Origin of the sequence: Microbacterium saccharophilum (assembly GCF_007992455.1) — a bacterium.
Lineage (GTDB): Bacteria > Actinomycetota > Actinomycetes > Actinomycetales > Microbacteriaceae > Microbacterium > Microbacterium saccharophilum.
On sequence record NZ_BKAH01000003.1, the window covers coordinates 160641 to 179695 of the forward strand.

A 19055-nucleotide genomic window follows, 5' to 3' on the forward strand; every position below is an offset into this window, starting at 1 on the left:
GGCGTCGCACCCAGGATCAGCGCAGTGCGCCGGGTGAGGCGACGAGCAGCGCCGCCAGCACCAGCGCCGACGCCATGACGAGGCGGAAGACGACCCGTTCGGGCCGCCGGACGAGCACGCGGACGACGGTCGCGGCCGCGAGTGCCACCACGCCCGCGAACAGGACCCACGACACGGCTCCGAGTGCCCCGGCGGCAGCGGCCCCCGACAGCACGGCGACGGCGCCGGCCGTGATCGCCGCGGCGGCGATCACGACGGAGACGCGGGGGCCGAGCCGGTGCGGCAGCCCGCGCACACCCGTGCGGTCGTCGTCGTCGAGATCGGGCAGCACGTTCGTGAGGTGCACGGCGGCGCCGAGTGCGGCGCCCGCGATCCACGCCCACGGAGGCGCGAGCTGCGACGGCACCGCGGAGAGGGTCGCGAGGGACGGGAAGATCCCGAAGCTCACGAGGAACGGCGCGATCGAGAGGGCCGTGGACTTGAGGGCCGCGTTGTAGGACCAGGCCGCGGCGAGCGCGACGGCGTGCGCCGCCAGCATCCCCCACCCGATCGCGGCGGACAGGAGGAGCGACAGGACGAGCGCGCCGACGGCCGCGATCGACGCGGTCCGCGCCGAGACGTCGCCCCGCACGAGCGGCTTGTCCGTGCGCCCCACCGCCGTGTCGCGGTCGCGGTCGATGACGTCGTTGGAGATGCCGACGGAGAGCTGCCCGCACAGGACGGCGACGCCGAGCAGCGCCACGCGCCACGGCTCGACCCCCGACGCGATCCCGAGGGCCACCGCGAGCACCGTCACGACGACGGAGGGCCCGGGGTGGGTGGAGCCCCACAGGGCGCGGAGCGTGGTCACGGCTCGATGCTCTCACGCGCGCCGTGACCACCGGACTCAGTCGTCGAGCAGCTCCGCCTCGATCACCTCGTCGTCCTCGACCGGCGGCGGGGTGCCGTCGCTCGTGAGGACGAGCTGCGACCCGTCCGCCGCGACGTCGACGCGCACGACCTCGCCGTCCCGGACGCCGCCGGACAGCAGCGCCATGGCGAGTCGGTCCTGGATCTCGGACTGGATCAGCCGGCGCAGCGGCCGCGCGCCGAAGAGCGGGTCGTAGCCGCGTTCGGCCAGCCAGGCGCGGGCATCCGGCGTCACGGCGAGCGTCAGGCGACGGTCCTTGAGGCGCCGCTGCAGCGCGTCGACGGACAGCTCGACGATCTGCGCGAGGTCGTCCTCGCTGAGGGCCTGGAACATCACGATGTCATCGAGCCGGTTCAGGAACTCCGGGCGGAACGCCTGCCGGACGAGCGCCATGACCTGGTCGCGCTTGACCTCGATGGCGAGCGTCGGGTCGATGAGGATCGGCGAGCCGAGGTTCGAGGTGAGGATCAGGATCGTGTTCGTGAAGTCGACCGTGCGCCCCTGCCCGTCGGTGAGGCGTCCGTCGTCGAGAACCTGCAGCAGGATGTCGAAGACCTCGGGGTGCGCCTTCTCGACCTCGTCGAGCAGGATGACGGAGTACGGCCGACGCCGCACGGCCTCGGTCAGCTGACCGCCCTGCTCGAAGCCGATGTATCCCGGAGGGGCGCCGACGAGCCGGGCGACGGAGTGCTTCTCGCCGTACTCGCTCATGTCGATGCGGACCATGGCGTGCTCGTCGTCGAAGAGGAAGTCGGCGAGCGCCTTGGCGAGCTCGGTCTTGCCGACACCGGTCGGGCCGAGGAAGAGGAACGAGCCGGTGGGCCGGTTCGGGTCGCTGATGCCCGCCCGGGAGCGACGCACGGCGTCGGCGACCGCCTTGACGGCCTGCTTCTGCCCGATGAGCCGCTTGCCGAGCTCGTTCTCCAGGTGCACGAGCCGCTCGGACTCGCCCTGCAGCAGGCGGCCGACCGGGATTCCGGTCCACGCGGCGATGACGGCGGCGATGTCCTCGTCGGTCACCTGCTCGTTGACCATGCGCTCCTCGGTGGGATTCGCATCGGCGCGCTCGGCGTCGGCGATCTCCTGCTGGAGGCGCTTGATGGTCTCGTACTCGAGCTTCGAGGCGCGCGCGTAGTCGGCCTCCCGCAGCGCACGGTCGCGCGCCGTGACGGCCTCGTCGTACTGCTTCTTGAGCTCGCCGACGCGGTTCAGGCCGGCGCGTTCCCGCTCCCACCGGGCCTCGAGCGCCGTCAGCTGCGCCTCCGCCTGACCCATCTGCTCGCGGAGCTTCGCGAGGCGCTCCTTCGACGCGTCGTCCTTCTCGCGCTTGAGGGCGAGCTCCTCCAGGCGCATGCGGTCCACCTGGCGGCGCAGCTCGTCGATCTCGACGGGGCTCGAGTCGATCTCCATCTTCAGCCGGCTCATGGCCTCGTCGATGAGGTCGATCGCCTTGTCCGGCAGCTGGCGCGACGGGATGTACCGGTTGCTGAGCGCCGCCGCGGCGACGAGGGCGCCGTCGCTGATCGTGACACCGTGGTGGGCCTCGTAGCGTCCCTTGAGCCCGCGGAGGATCGCGACGGTGTCCTCGACGCTCGGCTCGCCGACGTAGACCTGCTGGAAGCGGCGCTCCAGTGCGGCATCCTTCTCGATGAACTCGCGGTACTCGTTGAGCGTCGTCGCCCCGATGAGCCGCAGCTCTCCCCGCGCGAGCATCGGCTTGAGCATGTTGGATGCCGCGACCGATCCCTCGCCACCGCCCGCGCCCATCAGGACGTGCAGCTCGTCGATGAAGGTGATGACACGGCCCTCGGACTCGGTGATCTCCTTGAGGACGCTCTTCAGACGCTCCTCGAACTGCCCGCGGTACATCGCTCCGGCGACGAGCGCGGAGATGTCGAGGGTGATGAGCTCCTTGTTCTTCAGCGACTCGGCGACGTCGCCCGCGACGATGCGCTGGGCGAGACCCTCCACGACGGCGGTCTTGCCGACGCCGGGCTCGCCGATCAGGACGGGGTTGTTCTTCGTGCGCCGGGTGAGCACCTGGCTGACGCGCCGGATCTCGCTGTCCCGGCCGATGACCGGGTCGAGCTTGCCCTGCCGCGCGCGCTCGGTGAGGTTGATGCCGAACTGCTCCAGGGCGCTCTGCTGGTCTTCCTGGCCGGGTGTCGGCTGTGCGTTCATGTTTCCCCTCGCATCCCAAACTTGAGCCTTATGGACTCAAGTTTATCACGAGAGGCTCCCGCTCGCTGGGTCAGGAGGCCATCGACTCCGTGCACGTGAAGCGCGCCCGGTACGCCGTGGGCGTCGTGCCGAGCGTCCGGGCGAAGTTCTGCCGCAGCACGGCCGCCGACCCGAACCCGCACTCCCAGGCGATCTTGTCGAGGCCCAGGTCGGTCTGCTCGAGCAGGCGCTGCGCCTGGATGATGCGCTGCCGGGCGAGCCACGCCGCCGGGGTCGTGCCGTAGTCGGCCTTGAACCGGCGCGCGAAGGTGCGCGGCGACATGTGCGCGCGCGACGCGAGCTGGTCGACGGACAGGTCGAGGCGGAGGTTCTCCAGCATCCAGTCGGTGACCGGCGTGAGGGAGAGCGACGTCGACACCGGCAGCGGACGGTCGATGAACTGCGCCTGTCCGCCGTCCCGCTGCGGCGGGACGACCATGCGGCGGGCGATCTTGTTGGTCATCTCGGCGCCGAGCTCGATGCGCAGCAGGTGCAGGCACGCGTCGAGGCCCGCCGCCGTGCCGGCGCTCGTGATGATGCGCCCGTCCTGCACATAGAGGACGTGCGGGTCGACGTCGATGGCCGGGTACATGCGCTTCATCGTGTCGGCGTAGCGCCAGTGCGTCGTCGCACGCCGCCCGTCGAGCACGCCGGCGGCCGCGACGACGAAGGCGCCGCTGCAGACCGTCAGCACCCAGGCGCCCCGCTCGACGGCGCGGCGGACGACCGCGGTGACGCGCTCGTCGACGTGATCCCACGCGTCGCGCGGGATGGGGGTGATGACGACGAGATCGGCTTCGTCGGCGAAGGCCAGGTCGGCGTCGACGTTGAGGGAGAACCCGATGTTGGCCGGCACGGCGCCCGGGTCGGGCGTGACGATGCGGAAGTCGAAGTTCGGGATGCCGTCGTCGCTGCGGTCCAGTCCGAACGCCTCGCACGCGAGGCCGAACTCGAACGGGGCGAACCCAGGCTGCACGACGCACGCGACGGTCTTCATGGCAGGAATCCTACCAACAGCGGCTGCTCTGCCACTAGTGGCAGTATCTGTTCCCGCGTAGCTTTTCAGCCATGATGATCACGATCCTCCTGGTGGCCGTTGCCACCGTCGGTCTGGTCGGCACAGTGCGAGCCCTCGCCACCGACGGCTACCGCGCCGTGCCCACCGACCCGTCTCGCCTCCCCTGAGGCTCACACGCGCGGCGCGACGCCACCCCGTCGCCCGTCGCGTCTCTTCTGCCGGCTCAGCGCGCCAGGTCGACCACCGTGTCGAGCAGGACGCCGGCCGACCGCATCCACGAGAACCGCGCGATGTGCGCCGTGCCCGCCGCGACCGTGCGGGCGTGCTCGGCGGGGTCGTCGAGAGCGCGGACGGCGGCGCCGAACGCTGCCGGATCCGTTCCGGCGGCGTAGCGGGCGCCGTCGCCGGCGACCTCGCGGAAGATCGGCATGTCGGTCACGACGGCCGGGACTCCGAGCGCGAGAGCCTCGGCGAGCGGGAGTCCGTACCCCTCGTCGAGGCTCGCGCTCACCAGCACGGCCTGGTCGGCCAGCAGAGCCGCATACTCCGCGTCGGTGACGCCGCCGTGGAACACGACCGCCGCACCCTCGGGCGCGAGCGCTTCGAGCTCGGCCCGCCGGGCGGGCGTGATGCGCGAGAGCAGGTGCAGCGTGCGCCCCGGAAGCGACGCCATCGCGCGCACGAGCGTCTCGACGTTCTTGTAGGGCATGAACGAGCCCATGTAGATGAGGTTCCGCGTGCCCGGTGTCACGACGACGCCCGGCGGCAGCATCCCGGCCAGCTTCTGCGGCGCGTTGGGGATCACGACGACGGGACGCTTCGTGAGCCGCGCCGCGGCGAACTGCCGCCTGCTCGTCTCGCTCACCGTCGCGACGACGTCGGCGGCGTTGAGGGTGAGCCGCTGCGGCACGTAGCTGAGGTGGAACAGGCGCCACCCGACGCGGATCGGGGCGGGCAGGTCGCGCGGCGGCGTGCGGTGGCGGTAGTAGATGGTGTCGTGCAGCGTGAGGATGAGGCGGAAGCGCCGGCCGAGTGAGCCCATCGTCTGCATCGGCGAGAACACGACGTCGGGTCGGTCACGGTTCAGCCGCAGCGCCGTGAACGGCTCCCGCCACGACGTGGGGGGGTGGATGCGGCGCGTCGTGGCGCCGGCCGGGAGATAAGCGCGCTGCCCCTCGTCGGCGATCAGGTAGGTGACCTCGACGCCGCGCTCCGCGGCGGCGTCCGCGACGGCGGCGGCGAGCTCGGCCGAGTAGCGGCTGATGCCGTCGTGGAAATCCGTGCGGATGTACCGGGCGTCGAAGAACAGCCGCATCGTCAGAGCGGTTCCCCGCGGTACAGCTTCTCGAACGTGTCCAGCGTCTTGTTGATGTCGTGCGCCTCGACCGCCGTGAGCGATGCCTGCTGCATCCGCAGGTACTCCTCCGGGGATGCCGTCAGGACGCGGCGCAGCTTGTCGGCGAGGTCGTCGGAGTTGCCCGGTTCGAAGAGGTAGCCGTTCTCGCCGTCGTGCACGAGGTGCGGCAGGGCGACGGCATCGGCGGCGACGATCGGGAGGCCGGATGCCATGGCCTCCATCGTCGCGATCGACTGCAGCTCGGCGATCGAGGCGATCGCGAACACGTCGGCCCGCGTGTACGCGGCCCGGAGGTCCTCCTCCGAGGTGCGGCCGTAGAAGACGACGCGGTCGTCGATGCCCAGACGGTGCGCCGTCTGCTCGAGGTTCCGCCGCTGGTCCCCGCCGCCGACGATGTCGAAGACGACGTCGAGTTCGGGCACGAGCTTCGCGATGGCCTCGAGTGTCACCTCGACGTGCTTCTCGGTCGTGAGGCGTCCGACGAACAGCACCCGGCGGTGCGGTCGCGGCGTGAGATCGGGCGTGTAGTTGCCCTTGTCGATGCCGCAGCTGATCGCGATGACACCGTCGATGTCGATGGTCCGCTCGAGGAACTCGGCGGCCCGGCGCGTGGGCGTCGTGACCGCCCGCGACATGCCGAAGGTGCGCTTCGCGTCGTCCCACGCGAGCTTGATCACGACCTTGTCGAGGACCGGCGGGAGCGTCGTGAAGTCGATGATGTTCTCGGCCATCACGTGGTTCGTCGCGATGACCGGGATGCCGCGCTGGCGCGCGATGCGCGTCATGCCGCGACCGATGACGATGTGCGACTGGCTGTGCACGACGTCGGGCTTGACGTCGTCGAGGATGCGGCGCGCGTAGTGCTTCGCCATCCAGGGCAGCACGAAGCGCAGCCAGTCGTGCGGGTACCAGCGCCATCCCGGCAGCCGGTGCACCGTGATGGACTGCTCTTCGAAAACCTCGGTGAACGTGCCGTGCCGGGCGTGCGTGACGCTGGGCGTCACGACATGGACGTCGTGACCACGGGCGGCGAGGCCGGCGGACAGACGCTCGGCGAAACGGGCGGCGCCGTTGACGTCGGGGCCGAAGGTGTCGGCGGCCATCACGATGGTCAGCGGACGTCGGTCAGCGACGGGTTCGCTGAGAGGTGTCGCGGAGTCGGTCACGGGGTACGGGCCAATCTGTGCGGCTGGCGCGCGCCGCGGTTCGCGTCTGCGCCGGATCCGAGTCTAGTCGGGCGGTCCCGCCGAGCCCGGAGCCGTGCCGCGCGCGGCGCATCTCGGCGGCATCTCGGCGGCCTCTCGGCGGCCTGCATCGACGGTCCCGACCGTACGCTGGGTGTCATGGCTCGACTGCAGGCAGACGCCGACCCCCGCCGCTGGGTGCCCGTCACCGGATCGCTGGGCCTCCGCGGCCGGCGCGCGCGCAAGCGCGCGATCGGGATGCTGCTGGCGCAGGCGAACGCTGCGGTCGGGCGTGCGGAGCGGCCCGGCAGCCGGGTCGCGGCGTGGGCGATGAGCCAGGCGGCGCCGCTGCTCATGCGCCGCGCCGACGGGCGGGTGCTCGCGTGGGTGTGGAAGGACGATCCCGAGCTCCTCGTCGCGCTCGCGCAGGTGCAGCAGGCGACGCCGCAGGTGCGCGCCGCGCGGGCGATGATGCCGATCGAGTACGACGACACGGAGTCGTTCCGCGGCACCTACCTGGGGGTCGGCGAGAAGCTCGTGATGGATCTGCCGCCCGACCCGCGCACGCCCCCGTTCGCGACGTACACGTGGGACACCGGCACCCACCTCGTGACGCTGACGGCCGTCAGCGCCGACCGGGAGCGGTTCGGGACGGCACTCGGCGCCGTCGACGAGGTGGCCCGCTCACTGCGGCTCGTGGACGACCTGCCCGTCGGCGAGTCTCCCGACGTGCTGCGACTCGACCCGAGCTGATCACAATGCGATGAGCTGACGCAGCTCTCCGCCGGCCGCGAGCCGGTCCATGGCCGCGTCGATGTCGTCGAGTCCTATGCGGCTGGAGACGAGCTTCTCCAGGGGCAGCTTTCCGGCGCGCCAGAGGTCGACATACTGCGGGATGTCGCGGCTCGGTACCGCCGAGCCGAGGTAGCTGCCGATGATCGTCCGGGCTTCGGCGGTCAGCAGCAGCGGCGACACCGCTGCCCGCGCGTCCGGGGCCGGGAGTCCGACCGTGACGGTCGTGCCGCCGGGGGCGGTCACGGCGACGGCGGTCTCGAAGGCCCGGGCGTTGCCGGCGGCCTCGACGACGGCGGGGACGCGGAGGCCGAGGTCGATCGCATCGGCCGGGCACAGTGCCTCCGCGGCGCCGAGCTCGCGGGCGAGATCGAGCTTGGCGGGAACGGCATCGATGCCGATCACCTCGACCCCGAGCGCGACGGCGACCAGCAGCGCGGCCATCCCGACGCCCCCGAGCCCGACGATGGCGATCGTGGAGCCGGGAGCCGGACGGGCCGCGTTCATCACCGCGCCGCCTCCGGTGAGGACCGCGCAGCCGAGCAGTGCCGCGATCTCGCCCGGCACATCGGCCGGGACCGGTACGACCGAGGTGCGGCTGACGACGGCGTGGGTCGCGAACCCGCTGACGCCGAGATGGTGGTGCACGGCCTCCGCTCCGCGGTGCAGGCGGATGCCGCCGCCCACGAGTGTGCCGGCATTGTTGGCTGCGGTGCCCACCTCGCAGGGCAGTCGCCCGTCGGTGCGGCAGCCGGCGCACTCCCCGCATCGCGGCAGGAAAGTCATGACGACCCGGTCGCCCACGGCGACGTCGGTGACGCCCGGCCCCGTGCGCTCGACGATTCCGGCGGCCTCATGACCGAGGAGCATCGGTGTGGGGCGACGCCGGTTGCCGTCGACGACGCTGAGGTCGGAGTGGCAGACGCCGGCGGCCTCTATCCGGACGAGCAGCTCGCCGGCTTCCGGTGCATCGAGCTCGAGCGGCCCGACGCGGAACGGCCGCGATCGCGCGAAGGGCGCGTCCGCGCCCGACGTCTCCAGGACTGCACCGATGATCTGCATGTCGACCTCCTCGTCTGCGTCCGACGCTACCCCGGTCGGCTCGGCCACAGGACGCAACGGCGGAGATCATCGCCCACACGGCCCCGGATGCCACCCGCCGCGGCGGATCGCACGCGATCTCCGCCGTTCGGCTCGGCGGCGCGCCGGTCAGTGGCCTCAGTCGCGGGGGGCGCGGGGCTGCCAGAGCACGACCTCGGTCGCGCGGCGCACGCGCGTGCCGTGGCGCAGGGTCACGACGCTGCCGCTCGCGCCCGCGGCGAAGACCCGGGCGCCGCGACGCTGGTCGACCTCGTCGCGCAGGCGCTGTTCGAGGTCGGCGACCTCGCGGCGCAGCCGCCGCACCTGGTCCTCGAGCTCGATGATCCGGGCGATGGCGGGCAGGCTCATCCCGTCGGCCGACAGCGCCGCGACCTCGCGGAGCTGCGCGACGTGCCGCAGGGAGTACCGCCGCGAGCCGCCCTGGGTGCGGGCGGGGATGACGAGGCCCAACCGGTCGTACTGGCGCAGGGTCTGCGGGTGCATGCCGGCGAGCTCGGCGGCCACCGCGATGGCGAGGATCGGGGCGTCCTCATCGATCGTGCTGTCAGCCATGGTCCTCACCTCTTCGTCTCTACTCGCGGGCCTTGCTCATCAGATCGGCGCGCGGGTTCTCCTTCGACTCGAGCTCATGGAACCGCTCGAGCGCCTCCCGGGCCTTGTCATCCAGGTGCGACGGCACGGCCACCTGCACCTCGGCGAGGAGGTCTCCGGTGCCTTTCGACGTCTGCACGCCGCGTCCCTTGACCCGCAGCACACGCCCGGAGGGCGTGCCCGGCGCGACCCGGAGCTTGACGGGATCGCCGCCGAGCGTCGGGACTTCGATCGTCGCGCCGAGCGCCGCCTCCGTGAACGTCACGGGAACGGTGACGCGGAGGTTCAGGCCGTCACGGGTGAACACCGGATGCGGGCGCACCGCGACCGCCACGACGATGTCGCCCGGCTCGCCGCCGTCCGGCGACGGCCGCCCACGGCCGCGGAGGCGGATCTTCTGCCCGTCGGCGACGCCGGCGGGGATCTTGACCTTGAACGGCTTGCCGTCCTCGCCCTGCAGCGAGATCGTCTCCCCGCGGACGGCGGTCTGGAAGTCCAGCGTCGTCCGGGCGGTGACGTCGGCGCCGCGCTGCGGCCCGCCGAACCCGCGGAACCCGCCGGAGGGCTGGCCGAACCGGCCGGAGCCGAAGCGTCCGCCGGTCTGCTCGCCGAACATCGCGAACAGGTCGTCGAAGTCAGCGGTCTGCGCGCCCCCCCGGCCGCCGAAGCGGCTGAAGACGTCCTCGAAGCCGCCGCCGGCGCCGGGCGCCTGGAAGCGCGCGCCGGAGCCCATGGCGCGGATCTGGTCGTACTCGGCGCGCTGCTCCTTGTCGCTCAGCACGGCGTACGCCTCGCTGATCTCCTTGAACTTCGCCTCGGCGCCCGCATCACCCTGATTGGAGTCGGGGTGATGCGTGCGCGCGAGTTTGCGGTACGTCTTCTTCAGGTCGGCGTCGGTGACGTCCTTGCTGACACCGAGGACCTTGTAGAAGTCCTTGTCGAACCAGTCCTGACTGGCCATGGAACTCCTCTCCGACTACTCCGCCGGGACGGCGACGACGACCTTCGCCGGCCGCAGCTCGGTGGTGCCGAGCCGGTAGCCGACCTCGACGACCTCGAGGACCGTCGCAGTCTCGACACCGGGTGTCGGCGCCTGGAAGATCGCCTCGTGCTGCTGCGGGTCGAACGCCTCGCCGGCGACGCCGTAGGCGGTGACGCCCATGCGCTCGGCGACGCCCCGGAGCTTCTCGGCGATCTGCGTGAAGGGGGTGCCCTCCTCGAGGTCGCCGTGCTTCTCGGCACGGTCCAGGTCGTCGAGGACGGGCAGGAGGCCCTTCGCGACCGCGCCCTTGGCGCGCTCGATCTCGGCTTCCCGCTGCTCCTCGGTCCGGCGGCGGTAGTTGGCGTACTCGGCCTGCAGGCGCTTGAGGTCCAGGAGCAGGTCGTGCTCCGCGGCGGGGGCGTCCGCGACGGTCGCCTCATCGGACTGCATCGCGCCGAGGATGTCCTCGACGGTCAGCTCGTCCTCCTCGGCGACGTCGTCCTCGACGATGTCCTCCTGCGAATCAGGGTCGGAGACCTGCGCCTCCGACCCCTCCTCGCCGAGGACCTCGTCGCCTTCTTCGGGCTGTTCGAAGTCCTTCTTCGTCATGAGTCCTACTTCTTCTCGTCCTCGTCGTCGACGACCTCGGCGTCGATGACATCCTCTTCCGCGGATGCCGTCGGCGCGTCGCCCTCGGCACCGGGCTGCGCACCGGCATCCGGCGCCTGCTGCTCGGCCTGCGACGAGGCGTAGATGGCCTCACCGAGCTTCGTCTGCGACGTGTTCAGCTTGTCGAACGCCGTCTTCACGGCGTCGTCGTCGTCACCGGCGAGCGCCGTCTTGAGCGCGTCGACGTCGGCCTGCACCTCGGTCTTGACGTTCTCCGGCAGCTTGTCGGCGTTGTCGGCGATGAGCTTGTCGATCGAGTACGACAGGGTCTCGGCCTGGTTGCGGACCTCGGCGGCCTCACGGCGCTTCTTGTCCTCGGCGGCGTGCTCCTCGGCCTCGCGCACCATGCGCTCGATGTCGTCCTTCGGCAGCGAGGAGCCGCCGGTGATCGTCATCGACTGCTCCTTGCCGGTGCCCTTGTCCTTGGCGGACACGTGCACGATGCCGTTCGCATCGATGTCGAAGGTGACCTCGACCTGAGGGATGCCGCGCGGCGCCGGCGCGATGCCGGTCAGCTCGAACGTGCCCAGCGGCTTGTTGTCGCGCGTGAAGTCACGCTCGCCCTGGAAGACCTGGATCGCGACGGACGGCTGGTTGTCGTCGGCCGTCGTGAAGGTCTCGCTGCGCTTGGTCGGGATGGCGGTGTTGCGCTCGATGAGCTTCGTCATGATGCCGCCCTTGGTCTCGATGCCGAGGCTGAGGGGGGTCACGTCGATGAGCAGCACATCCTTGCGCTCACCCTTGAGGACGCCGGCCTGGAGGGCCGCGCCGACGGCGACGACCTCGTCCGGGTTGACGCCCTTGTTGGGCTCCTTGCCGGTCTCCTGCTTGACCAGCTCGCCCACGGAGGGCATGCGGGTCGAGCCGCCGACGAGCACGACGTGGTCGATGTCGGCGACCTTGATGCCGGCCTCGCGGATGACGTCCTCGAACGGCTTCTTGGTGCGGTCGAGCAGGTCCTTGGTGAGGTCCTCGAACTTCGCGCGCGTCAGCGTCTCGGACAGCGACACGGGGCCGGAGTCCGTCAGCGAGAGGTACGGCAGGTTGATGCTGGTGCTCGTCGAGGACGACAGCTCCTTCTTCGCCTGCTCCGCGGCCTCCTTGAGGCGCTGCAGAGCGATCTTGTCACCCGAGACGTCGACGCCGGTCGTGTCCTTGAACTGCTTGATGAGGTAGTCCACGACCCGCTGGTCCCAGTCGTCGCCACCGAGGCGGTTGTCACCGGCGGTGGAGCGCACCTGGATGGTGGAGAAGTCGTCGTCCTTGCCCACCTCGAGGAGGGAGACGTCGAACGTGCCGCCACCGAGGTCGAAGACGAGGATGAGCTCGTCCTCCTTGCCCTTGTCCAGGCCGTACGCGAGGGCGGCGGCGGTGGGCTCGTTGATGATGCGGAGGACGTTGAGGCCCGCGATCTCGCCGGCCTCCTTCGTGGCCTGACGCTCGGCGTCGTTGAAGTACGCGGGGACCGTGATGACGGCATCCGTCACGGTGTCGCCCAGGTACTGCTCGGCGTCGCGCTTGAGCTTCTGCAGGATGCGGGCGGAGATCTCCTGGGGCGTGTACGCCTTGCCGTCGATCGACTGGGTCTTCCAGTCGGTGCCCATGTGGCGCTTGACGGAAGTCAGGGTGCGGTCGACGTTCGTGACGGCCTGGCGCTTGGCGGTCTCGCCGACGAGCACCTCGCCGTCCTTCGTGAACGCGACGACCGACGGGGTCGTGCGGAAGCCCTCGGCGTTGGCGATGACCTTCGGCTCGCCGCCTTCGAGGACAGAGACGACGGAGTTCGTCGTCCCGAGGTCGATACCCACTGCACGTGCCATGTGTGCTGCTCCTTCTATCAATGGAAAGTCTGGGGGCGGCCCAACCTGAGCCGCGATGACTCAAGTGTACGCGGACGCACCCAGTGGGTCAAATGAAGTTGAGTCTGGTCGTATCAAGTTCGGGGATGGCGGTCGGCGACGGATGCCGGTGGAGATCATGCTGAACCGCGCGATGCCAGGGATCGGGGGGTTCCTTGTGAAAAACCTGAGGGTTCCTTGTGGGTGGGGCTGGGGCTCACGAGACGTTCGGACGATCTTGCGGAGGTGCTCGCTGCGATCGGGGGTGCTTCTTGAGGTCGGGTCGAGAGACTCATCATGTGCTCGACAAGCCGCCCCGGATCTGAATCGCAGGCAGCACGACCCGCACCCCACAACCCCCCGAAAAGGCGGCCACGAGCCGCGAAAGGACCCCCATCATGAACAAGATCGCCAAGGCCTCCATCGCCACCGCAGCGGGCGTCGCCCTCCTCCTCGGCGGTGCCGGCACGTTCGCCACGTGGAACGCCTCCGCCGCCGAAGCCGGCAGCAGCACCATCGTCGCGGGCAACCTCGTCGTCGAGGACACCAAGGTCGCCGGCACGTGGACCGCCAACGGGTCGCCGATCACGATCGCCACCTACGCCGTGTCCCCCGGTGACGTCCTCACCTACACGAAGACCATGAAGATCAAGGCGGACGGTGACAGCCTGCAGGCCATCCCGGCGCTCACGGGCGGCTCGATCGTCGCAGCCAACCCCACGAACGCCGCCGACCAGGCCCTGGCCGCGTCGCTCCTGAAGACCGCGACGCTCACGGCGAGCGGCACCGGCATCGTCCAGACCGGCGACACCTTCACCGTCGTCCCGGGCGCCGGCACCACCGACCAGATCGCCACGATCACCGCGACCATCACCTTCCCGAAGTCGGCCACGGCCGGCGCCGAGAACGCGAGCATGAACGGCGCCGTGAACCTCACCGGCTTCACCGTCTCCCTCACGCAGAAGACCGCGTGATCCGTGGGCCCGTCGCCCCGGCGGCGGGCCCTTCCGGCCCCCGAAGCTTCGAACCGAGGATCCTGATGTCCCGACGCACCGACCGCCACGCCGCACGGCGCGCGCAGCGGGCTGCGTCGGCTCCGCGCCGGATCCTCCTGGCCGTGGTGGGGACCGCGGCCACGATCGTGCTGGGGATCACCGCCGGCGGCGCCACATACGCCGCCTGGTCGGTCGCCGCCCCGGCGTCGAGCGCCACCACGCTCCGCGCCGGGTCGGCGGGCCTCACGGTCACGAACCCCCAGCTCGCCGCCACCGGCCTCTACCCGGGCCGCACGGTCTACGCGGCCACGACGGTCCGCAACACCGGCACCACGCCGCTGAGCCTCAGCATCACCTCCACGGCCACCGCCACCGCCTTCACCTCGGCACTCGTCGTCACGGCGGGCACCGCCGCGTCGGCGGCGGACTGCGCAGCCGGCCGGGTCACCGCCCCCGTCACCGCGACGATCGGCACGACCCGCGCCCTCGGCGGCACCCTCTCCCCCGGCGCGTCCGCACTCGTCTGCATCGGCCTCGGCCTCCCCGACAGCGCACCCGCCGCCGCAGCCGGCGCCGCCGCATCCCCCCTCACCCTCACCGTCTCCGGAACGCAGGTCCAGCCATGATCCGTCGCCGCCACCTCGGCCCCGTCGCCGCGCTGGTCACCCTCGCGGTGCTCGGCGGGTCGGGCGCCGCAGTGGCGACCTGGACCGCCGCCGCCTCCGTCTCGGCCACGGCATCCTCCGCGACGGCCGCGACGACACTCACGCAGGCCGGCTCTCTCACGACCACGTACGCGTACGCCGGCACCTCGTCGTCGCCGGTCGGCGGAACCCTCGTCCTCGCGAACACGGGCACGACACCGCTCACCTACACCCTGACGACGCAGCTCGCCACGGGCAGCAGCAGCGCCCTCGCCCAGAAGACGACGCTGTCGCTGTGGACGGGCACGTGCGGCGCCGCCGCCCCCACGTCGGGAGTGGTGACCACGACGCTCGCCAACCCGACGCCGGCGCTGCCCGCCGCCGCGCAGAACCTGGCGGCCGGCGCATCCGTCACAGTGTGCGTGGCCACCAAGATCGCAGGCACCGACGCGGGAAGCAGCAATGCTGCCCTGCAGGGTCAGAGCGTCACCGCGACCTTCACCGCCACCGGCGCGGTCGGCGCGAACTGGAAGGCCACCTCGACCGCCGCCCCACTGACCCAGAGCGTCTACCGCCTCGGGGGGATCGGCGCGGTGACCTGCACGGACTCCTTCTTCCGGACCTCCGTCACTCTCCGATGGAACGCTCCGGCGAACACTGCGCCGGGGTCGACCGTCTCCTATCGCATCTACGACGTCGAGACGAACCGCGAACTCGGCACGTCCACGACGACGGCCGTCACGCTCAACGCCCGCGACATCAACCCCAAGGGCGTCTACCAGTTCGCGGTGGAGGCCCGGGAGTCCGCCTACGGTACGAGCGCCGAGCCCAGCGCGCCCGTCACCCTCGAACGCAGCAGCATCTTCGGGCTCGGCATCACCCCCACACTGGAGTGCGCATCATGACCACCGCCACCGCATCCTTCCCCACCGTCACGCTGCCGACCGCCACGCGTCGCGCGCACCGCGAAGAAGCCCGCATCCGCACCGAGGGCGAGCACGGTCTGCTCCACTACCTCGGCGTGGGCCTGAGCAGCGGCCTGCTCGTCCTTCTCCTCGCCGTCGCGGTCGCCGTCGTCGCCCTCCCCGCCCTCGTCGGCGGCAGCGCGATGACGGTGCTCACCCAGTCGATGGAGCCCACGCTCCCCCCGGGCACCCTCGTCGTCGTCAAGCCGACACCGGCCGACGAGATCGCCATCGGCGACGTCGTGACCTACCAGATCCGCTCCGGCGAGGCCGCCGTGGTGAGCCACCGCGTCATCTCGAAGACCTACACAGACGGCGAGCTGACCTTCATCACGCAGGGCGACAACAACACCGAACCGGATGCCGACCCTGTCCGCGCCGTGCAGATCCGCGGCACCATCTGGTACAGCTTCCCGCTGCTCGGCTGGGTGAACAGCCTGCTCACCGGCGCGAACCGCACGCTGGTCCTCGCGATCTCCGCCGGCGGTCTGTTCCTCTATGCGGTGTTCGAAGTCGTCCAGGCCGCGCGCGAGCGCGCCCGGCGGCGGGCAGCCGACGCAGCCGAGGCCGCCGGCGAGGCGACCTCGCCCCGGTGACGCACCTGCGCCGGATCAGGACCGCTCGAGGTATTTGACGACGGCCTGCACGCGCCGATGCACGTCGGCATCCTGAGCCAGCCGCGGTGCGCCGCCGGCCCGGGAACCGGCGCACCCTCCGCGTCGACGTACTCCCCCGTCGTCTCGGCCCAGAACGCGAGCGACAGGCTCGGGTCGCCGAGCGTGCGAGACAGGGCCGTCACGAGGGAGGCCCGGGTCGCCGGCGCCGAGCCCAGCCATGTCCCGAGCTCCTCGACCTCGCCGACGCGAGCGAACCCGCCGCGGAGCATGCCCAGGCCGAAGGCCACCGGCACCCCGCTCACGACGGCGAGCTGGATGTGGAAGGCGACCAGCGGGTCGACCCCGAGCAGCCCCTTGAGCAGGTAGCCGGTCGCCTGGATCAGGATGACGGCGAGCACCCCGTAGGAGAACAGCGGGACGAGGACGCGTCGGTGCCCCGCGTCCGCGGCGCGCAGGCGCCGGACGAGGATGACCGCGGTCGCCGCCGTCACGATCGCGCCGGCGCCGATCTGGAGCGCCCGCGCGGCCCCGACCAGGGCCGGGGCGTCGACGACGGCGAAGAGCGGGAACGGTCCGTCCGGATCGCACAGGTACAGCGGCGCCTGGACGACGGTCGAGTTGAGGTAGGCGACGACGACGATCGCACGCGCCGCGCCCGGCGCCAGCCGCCCGCTCGGGAACGCCAGCAGGAGATGCAGGACCGCCGGCAGCGCGAGGGTCGCGCACACGGCGCCGAGCCCTACGAGCACCGGGATTCCCGTGTTCGCGACGGTGCCGAGGTAGAGCATCAATCCTGCCCAGACGAGCAGGAACCCCATCGGGTTGCTGGGGCGACGCTGCCAGGCGAGCACCCCGACGCCGACGTACAGCCAGAACGCAGCCGTCAGCGCGCACATCGTCGCGAGCCCCGGGCCGTCCGGGCGGGCGAGCGCGATCTGGAAGACGCCGAGCAGCACGGCGAACGCCGCGACCATCGCCAGGGCGCGCGCGATCGAGCGGGTGGGCGCGGAGCTGGAGCGCACCGGCCGGATGCGGGGGGAAGTGGGCATCGGAACCAGACGACGGGGACTCCCATTCTGTCGGTTCCCCGCGCCGGCGGGAGAGACTCAGGTCCTCACGTGGCGCAAGATGGATGCCGTGGCTCTCCCCTGGGATTTCCGGCCGCTCGACGGCGAGCGCGTGCGCTTGACGGCGCTGCGGCAGAGCGACCTCGACCCGCTGTACGCGATGCAGTCCGATCCGGACGTGTGCCGGTACCTGCTCTATGAGCCGCGTTCCCGCGACCAGGTCGTGGACGTGCTGGCGCGGGATGCCGGCGCCCTGCGCCTGGAGAACGCCGGTGACTACCTGCAGCCGGCCATCCGCGACCGCGAGGGTCGCTTCCTCGGCACGATGTACCTCGAGCTGCACAGCGTCGAGGACCGGACGGCGGAGATCGGGTGGATCCTGCTGCCGGAGCACCAGGGGCACGGCTACGCGCAGGAGGCGGCGACCGTGCTGCTGGACCTCTGCTTCGGTGAGCTCGGGCTGCACCGCGTCTACGCGGAACTCGACCCTCGCAACACGGCATCCGTCGCCCTCTGCACCCGCCTCGGGATGCGCGAGGAAGGGCTCTTCCGCGAGCACATGTGGCTCAAGGGCGAGTGGACCGACACGGGCCATCACGCGATCCTGGAACGCGAATGGGCGGCTCGCAGATAACCTGGGCACGCGCCGCGCCGCTGCGGCCCACCCTCTCCCGAAGGATGACCGCGTGACGAACCCGACTTCGCGCCCCAGCCCCACCCCACCCGCCCCCGCCGACACCCGTGCGCTGGGCGCTATCGGCGAGGTGTTCCAGGACTCCGCCCCCGACCGGGTCGTGCCGAAGCGGCAGGTGCGGTCGTGGGCGATGTGGGACTGGGCGGCGCAGCCGTTCAACTCCGTCATCCTCACGTTCGTCTTCGTCTCGCTGTACCTCGTCTCGGACAGCTTCCTGCCGGCGGACATCGCCGCGCTCGACGCCTCCGACCCGGTCAAGGAGCGCGCGCTGGCCGACCTGAGCAGCGGGTACGGGCTCGTCTCGTTCCTCGCGGGCATCGTCATCCTGCTGATCGCGCCCGTCCTCGGCCAGACAGCCGACCGCGCCGGCCGGAAGAAGCGCTGGCTGCTCGTGGCGACCGTGCTGCTCGCCCTCGTGCAGTTCAGCCTGTTCTTCGTCTTCGCCGACCCCGCGTTCTTCTGGTTCGGCGCCATCCTGGTCTCCCTGGGCGCCGTCGTGTCGGAGATCGCCGGCGTCAACTACAACGCCCTGCTCGTCAGCGTCTCCACCCCGCGCACCGTCGGACGGGTGAGCGGGCTCGGGTGGGGGCTCGGGTACATCGGCGGCATCCTCGCGCTCGGGATCGTCGTCGCGCTGACCTTCGCGGACTGGTTCGGCATGGACACCTCGAACGGGATGGCGTACCGCGTCATCGCGGTCGGCTGCGCCGTCTGGACGATCGTGTTCGCGATCCCGCTGTTCCGGAACGTCCCCGAGCCGCCCGCGCGCGAGGGCGCCGAGCGGGTCGGGTTCTTCCGCGCCTACGTCGAGCTCGTCCGCAACATCGCGGCGCTCTTCCGCGACCACCGCCCGACGTTCTGGTTCCTCGCGGCGAGCGCGGTGTACCGCGACGGCCTCGCCGGCGTCTTCGCGTTCGGCGGGGTGCTCGCCGCCGTCGCCTTCGGCTTCTCCCCCAACGAGGTGATGATCTTCGGCATCGTCGCGAACCTCGTCGCCGGGGTCTCGACGATCATCGCCGGGCGCTTCGACGACCGCTTCGGCGCCCGCGCCGTCATCGTCGCCTCGCTCACCGGCCTCATCGTCATCGCCGTCGCGGTCTTCCTGCTGCACGACGCCGGGAAGCTTCCGTTCTGGGTCGGCGGACTCATCCTCTGCGCCTTCGTCGGACCCGCGCAGGCGGCGTCCCGTTCACTGCTGGCGCGCGTCACGCCGCCGGGGATGCAGGGCGAGATCTTCGGCCTGTACGCGACGACGGGTCGCGTCGCGAGCTTCATCTCGCCCCTGCTCTGGACGCTCTTCATCGTCTGGTTCGGCGCCACGTACTGGGGCATCCTCGGCATCGCGATCGTGCTGGCCGTGGGCCTCGTCATGCTCCTGTTCGTGAAGCTGCCCCCGCACGTCCGCCTGTAG

The 19055-nt window shown here is 71.2% G+C and carries 18 protein-coding genes; 7 read left to right on the forward strand and 11 right to left on the reverse strand.

Features of this window, described 5'->3' with window-relative positions:
- Positions 1 to 16: 16 nt before the first annotated feature.
- The 5 genes from MSA03_RS04545 to MSA03_RS04565 form a co-directional block, all read right to left on the reverse strand.
- The gene (locus tag MSA03_RS04545; RefSeq protein ID WP_147049821.1) at positions 17 to 850 is read right to left on the reverse strand and encodes a UbiA family prenyltransferase; all 834 of its coding nucleotides are present in this window, start codon (positions 848 to 850) and stop codon (positions 17 to 19) included.
- A 36-nt stretch (positions 851 to 886) separates the two neighbouring features.
- Entirely contained in the window at positions 887 to 3091 is a 2205-nt protein-coding gene (locus MSA03_RS04550; protein ID WP_147049822.1) for an ATP-dependent Clp protease ATP-binding subunit, read from the reverse strand.
- A gap of 70 nt (positions 3092 to 3161) precedes the next feature.
- Positions 3162 to 4127 (reverse strand): GlxA family transcriptional regulator, encoded by a 966-nt coding sequence (locus MSA03_RS04555; protein WP_147049823.1) that lies wholly within the window; start codon positions 4125 to 4127, stop codon positions 3162 to 3164.
- Positions 4128 to 4371: 244 nt separating this feature from the next.
- Positions 4372 to 5463 carry a glycosyltransferase family 4 protein gene (locus MSA03_RS04560; protein ID WP_147049824.1) on the reverse strand — a complete coding sequence of 364 codons (1092 nt, stop codon included), beginning with the start codon at positions 5461 to 5463 and terminating at the stop codon, positions 4372 to 4374.
- A gap of 2 nt (positions 5464 to 5465) precedes the next feature.
- The gene (locus MSA03_RS04565) at positions 5466 to 6671 is read right to left on the reverse strand and encodes a glycosyltransferase (protein ID WP_028496316.1); all 1206 of its coding nucleotides are present in this window, start codon (positions 6669 to 6671) and stop codon (positions 5466 to 5468) included.
- 177 nt (positions 6672 to 6848) lie between these two features.
- Between MSA03_RS04565 and MSA03_RS04570 the strand changes: the two genes are divergently transcribed.
- On the forward strand, positions 6849 to 7442 hold the full coding sequence (locus MSA03_RS04570) for a hypothetical protein (protein ID WP_028496315.1): 594 nt from the start codon (positions 6849 to 6851) through the stop codon (positions 7440 to 7442).
- On the opposite strand, the gene MSA03_RS04575 is transcribed toward MSA03_RS04570, so the two are convergent.
- From MSA03_RS04575 to dnaK, 5 genes are all read right to left on the reverse strand, one after another.
- Positions 7443 to 8543, reverse strand: a complete 1101-nt coding sequence (locus MSA03_RS04575; protein WP_147049825.1) for an alcohol dehydrogenase catalytic domain-containing protein — start codon at positions 8541 to 8543, stop codon at positions 7443 to 7445.
- 156 nt (positions 8544 to 8699) lie between these two features.
- Positions 8700 to 9134: a heat shock protein transcriptional repressor HspR gene (locus tag MSA03_RS04580; protein ID WP_028496313.1), complete on the reverse strand. Its 435-nt coding sequence runs from the start codon at positions 9132 to 9134 to the stop codon at positions 8700 to 8702.
- A gap of 19 nt (positions 9135 to 9153) precedes the next feature.
- The gene (locus tag MSA03_RS04585) at positions 9154 to 10134 is read right to left on the reverse strand and encodes a DnaJ C-terminal domain-containing protein (protein ID WP_028496312.1); all 981 of its coding nucleotides are present in this window, start codon (positions 10132 to 10134) and stop codon (positions 9154 to 9156) included.
- A gap of 15 nt (positions 10135 to 10149) precedes the next feature.
- Complete coding sequence (locus MSA03_RS04590; RefSeq protein WP_147049826.1) at positions 10150 to 10764, reverse strand: nucleotide exchange factor GrpE; 615 nt, start codon at positions 10762 to 10764, stop codon at positions 10150 to 10152.
- Between the two features lie 5 nt (positions 10765 to 10769).
- Positions 10770 to 12644, reverse strand: a complete 1875-nt coding sequence (dnaK, locus tag MSA03_RS04595; protein WP_147049827.1) for a molecular chaperone DnaK — start codon at positions 12642 to 12644, stop codon at positions 10770 to 10772.
- A gap of 416 nt (positions 12645 to 13060) precedes the next feature.
- Between dnaK and MSA03_RS04600 the strand changes: the two genes are divergently transcribed.
- From MSA03_RS04600 to MSA03_RS04610, 4 genes are all read left to right on the forward strand, one after another.
- The gene (locus MSA03_RS04600; protein ID WP_147049828.1) at positions 13061 to 13636 is read left to right on the forward strand and encodes an alternate-type signal peptide domain-containing protein; all 576 of its coding nucleotides are present in this window, start codon (positions 13061 to 13063) and stop codon (positions 13634 to 13636) included.
- Between the two features lie 65 nt (positions 13637 to 13701).
- Positions 13702 to 14283, forward strand: a complete 582-nt coding sequence (locus MSA03_RS04605; protein ID WP_147049829.1) for a hypothetical protein — start codon at positions 13702 to 13704, stop codon at positions 14281 to 14283.
- Positions 14280 to 15206, forward strand: a complete 927-nt coding sequence (locus MSA03_RS14315) for a fibronectin type III domain-containing protein (protein WP_170245450.1) — start codon at positions 14280 to 14282, stop codon at positions 15204 to 15206. The genes MSA03_RS04605 and MSA03_RS14315 overlap by 4 nt, the downstream gene beginning before the upstream one ends.
- Entirely contained in the window at positions 15203 to 15862 is a 660-nt protein-coding gene (locus MSA03_RS04610; RefSeq protein ID WP_170245451.1) for a signal peptidase I, read from the forward strand. Before MSA03_RS14315 ends, MSA03_RS04610 begins: the two co-directional genes overlap by 4 nt.
- Here the strand turns inward: MSA03_RS04610 and MSA03_RS04615 are convergent.
- On the reverse strand, positions 15763 to 16932 hold the full coding sequence (locus MSA03_RS04615) for a hypothetical protein (protein ID WP_147049831.1): 1170 nt from the start codon (positions 16930 to 16932) through the stop codon (positions 15763 to 15765). The genes MSA03_RS04610 and MSA03_RS04615 overlap by 100 nt on opposite strands.
- Positions 16933 to 17020: 88 nt before the next feature.
- Here MSA03_RS04615 and MSA03_RS04620 point away from each other — a divergent pair, with 88 nt between their 5' ends.
- Entirely contained in the window at positions 17021 to 17584 is a 564-nt protein-coding gene (locus MSA03_RS04620) for a GNAT family N-acetyltransferase (protein WP_244946318.1), read from the forward strand.
- Between the two features lie 52 nt (positions 17585 to 17636).
- On the forward strand, positions 17637 to 19055 hold the full coding sequence (locus MSA03_RS04625; protein ID WP_174799845.1) for an MFS transporter: 1419 nt from the start codon (positions 17637 to 17639) through the stop codon (positions 19053 to 19055).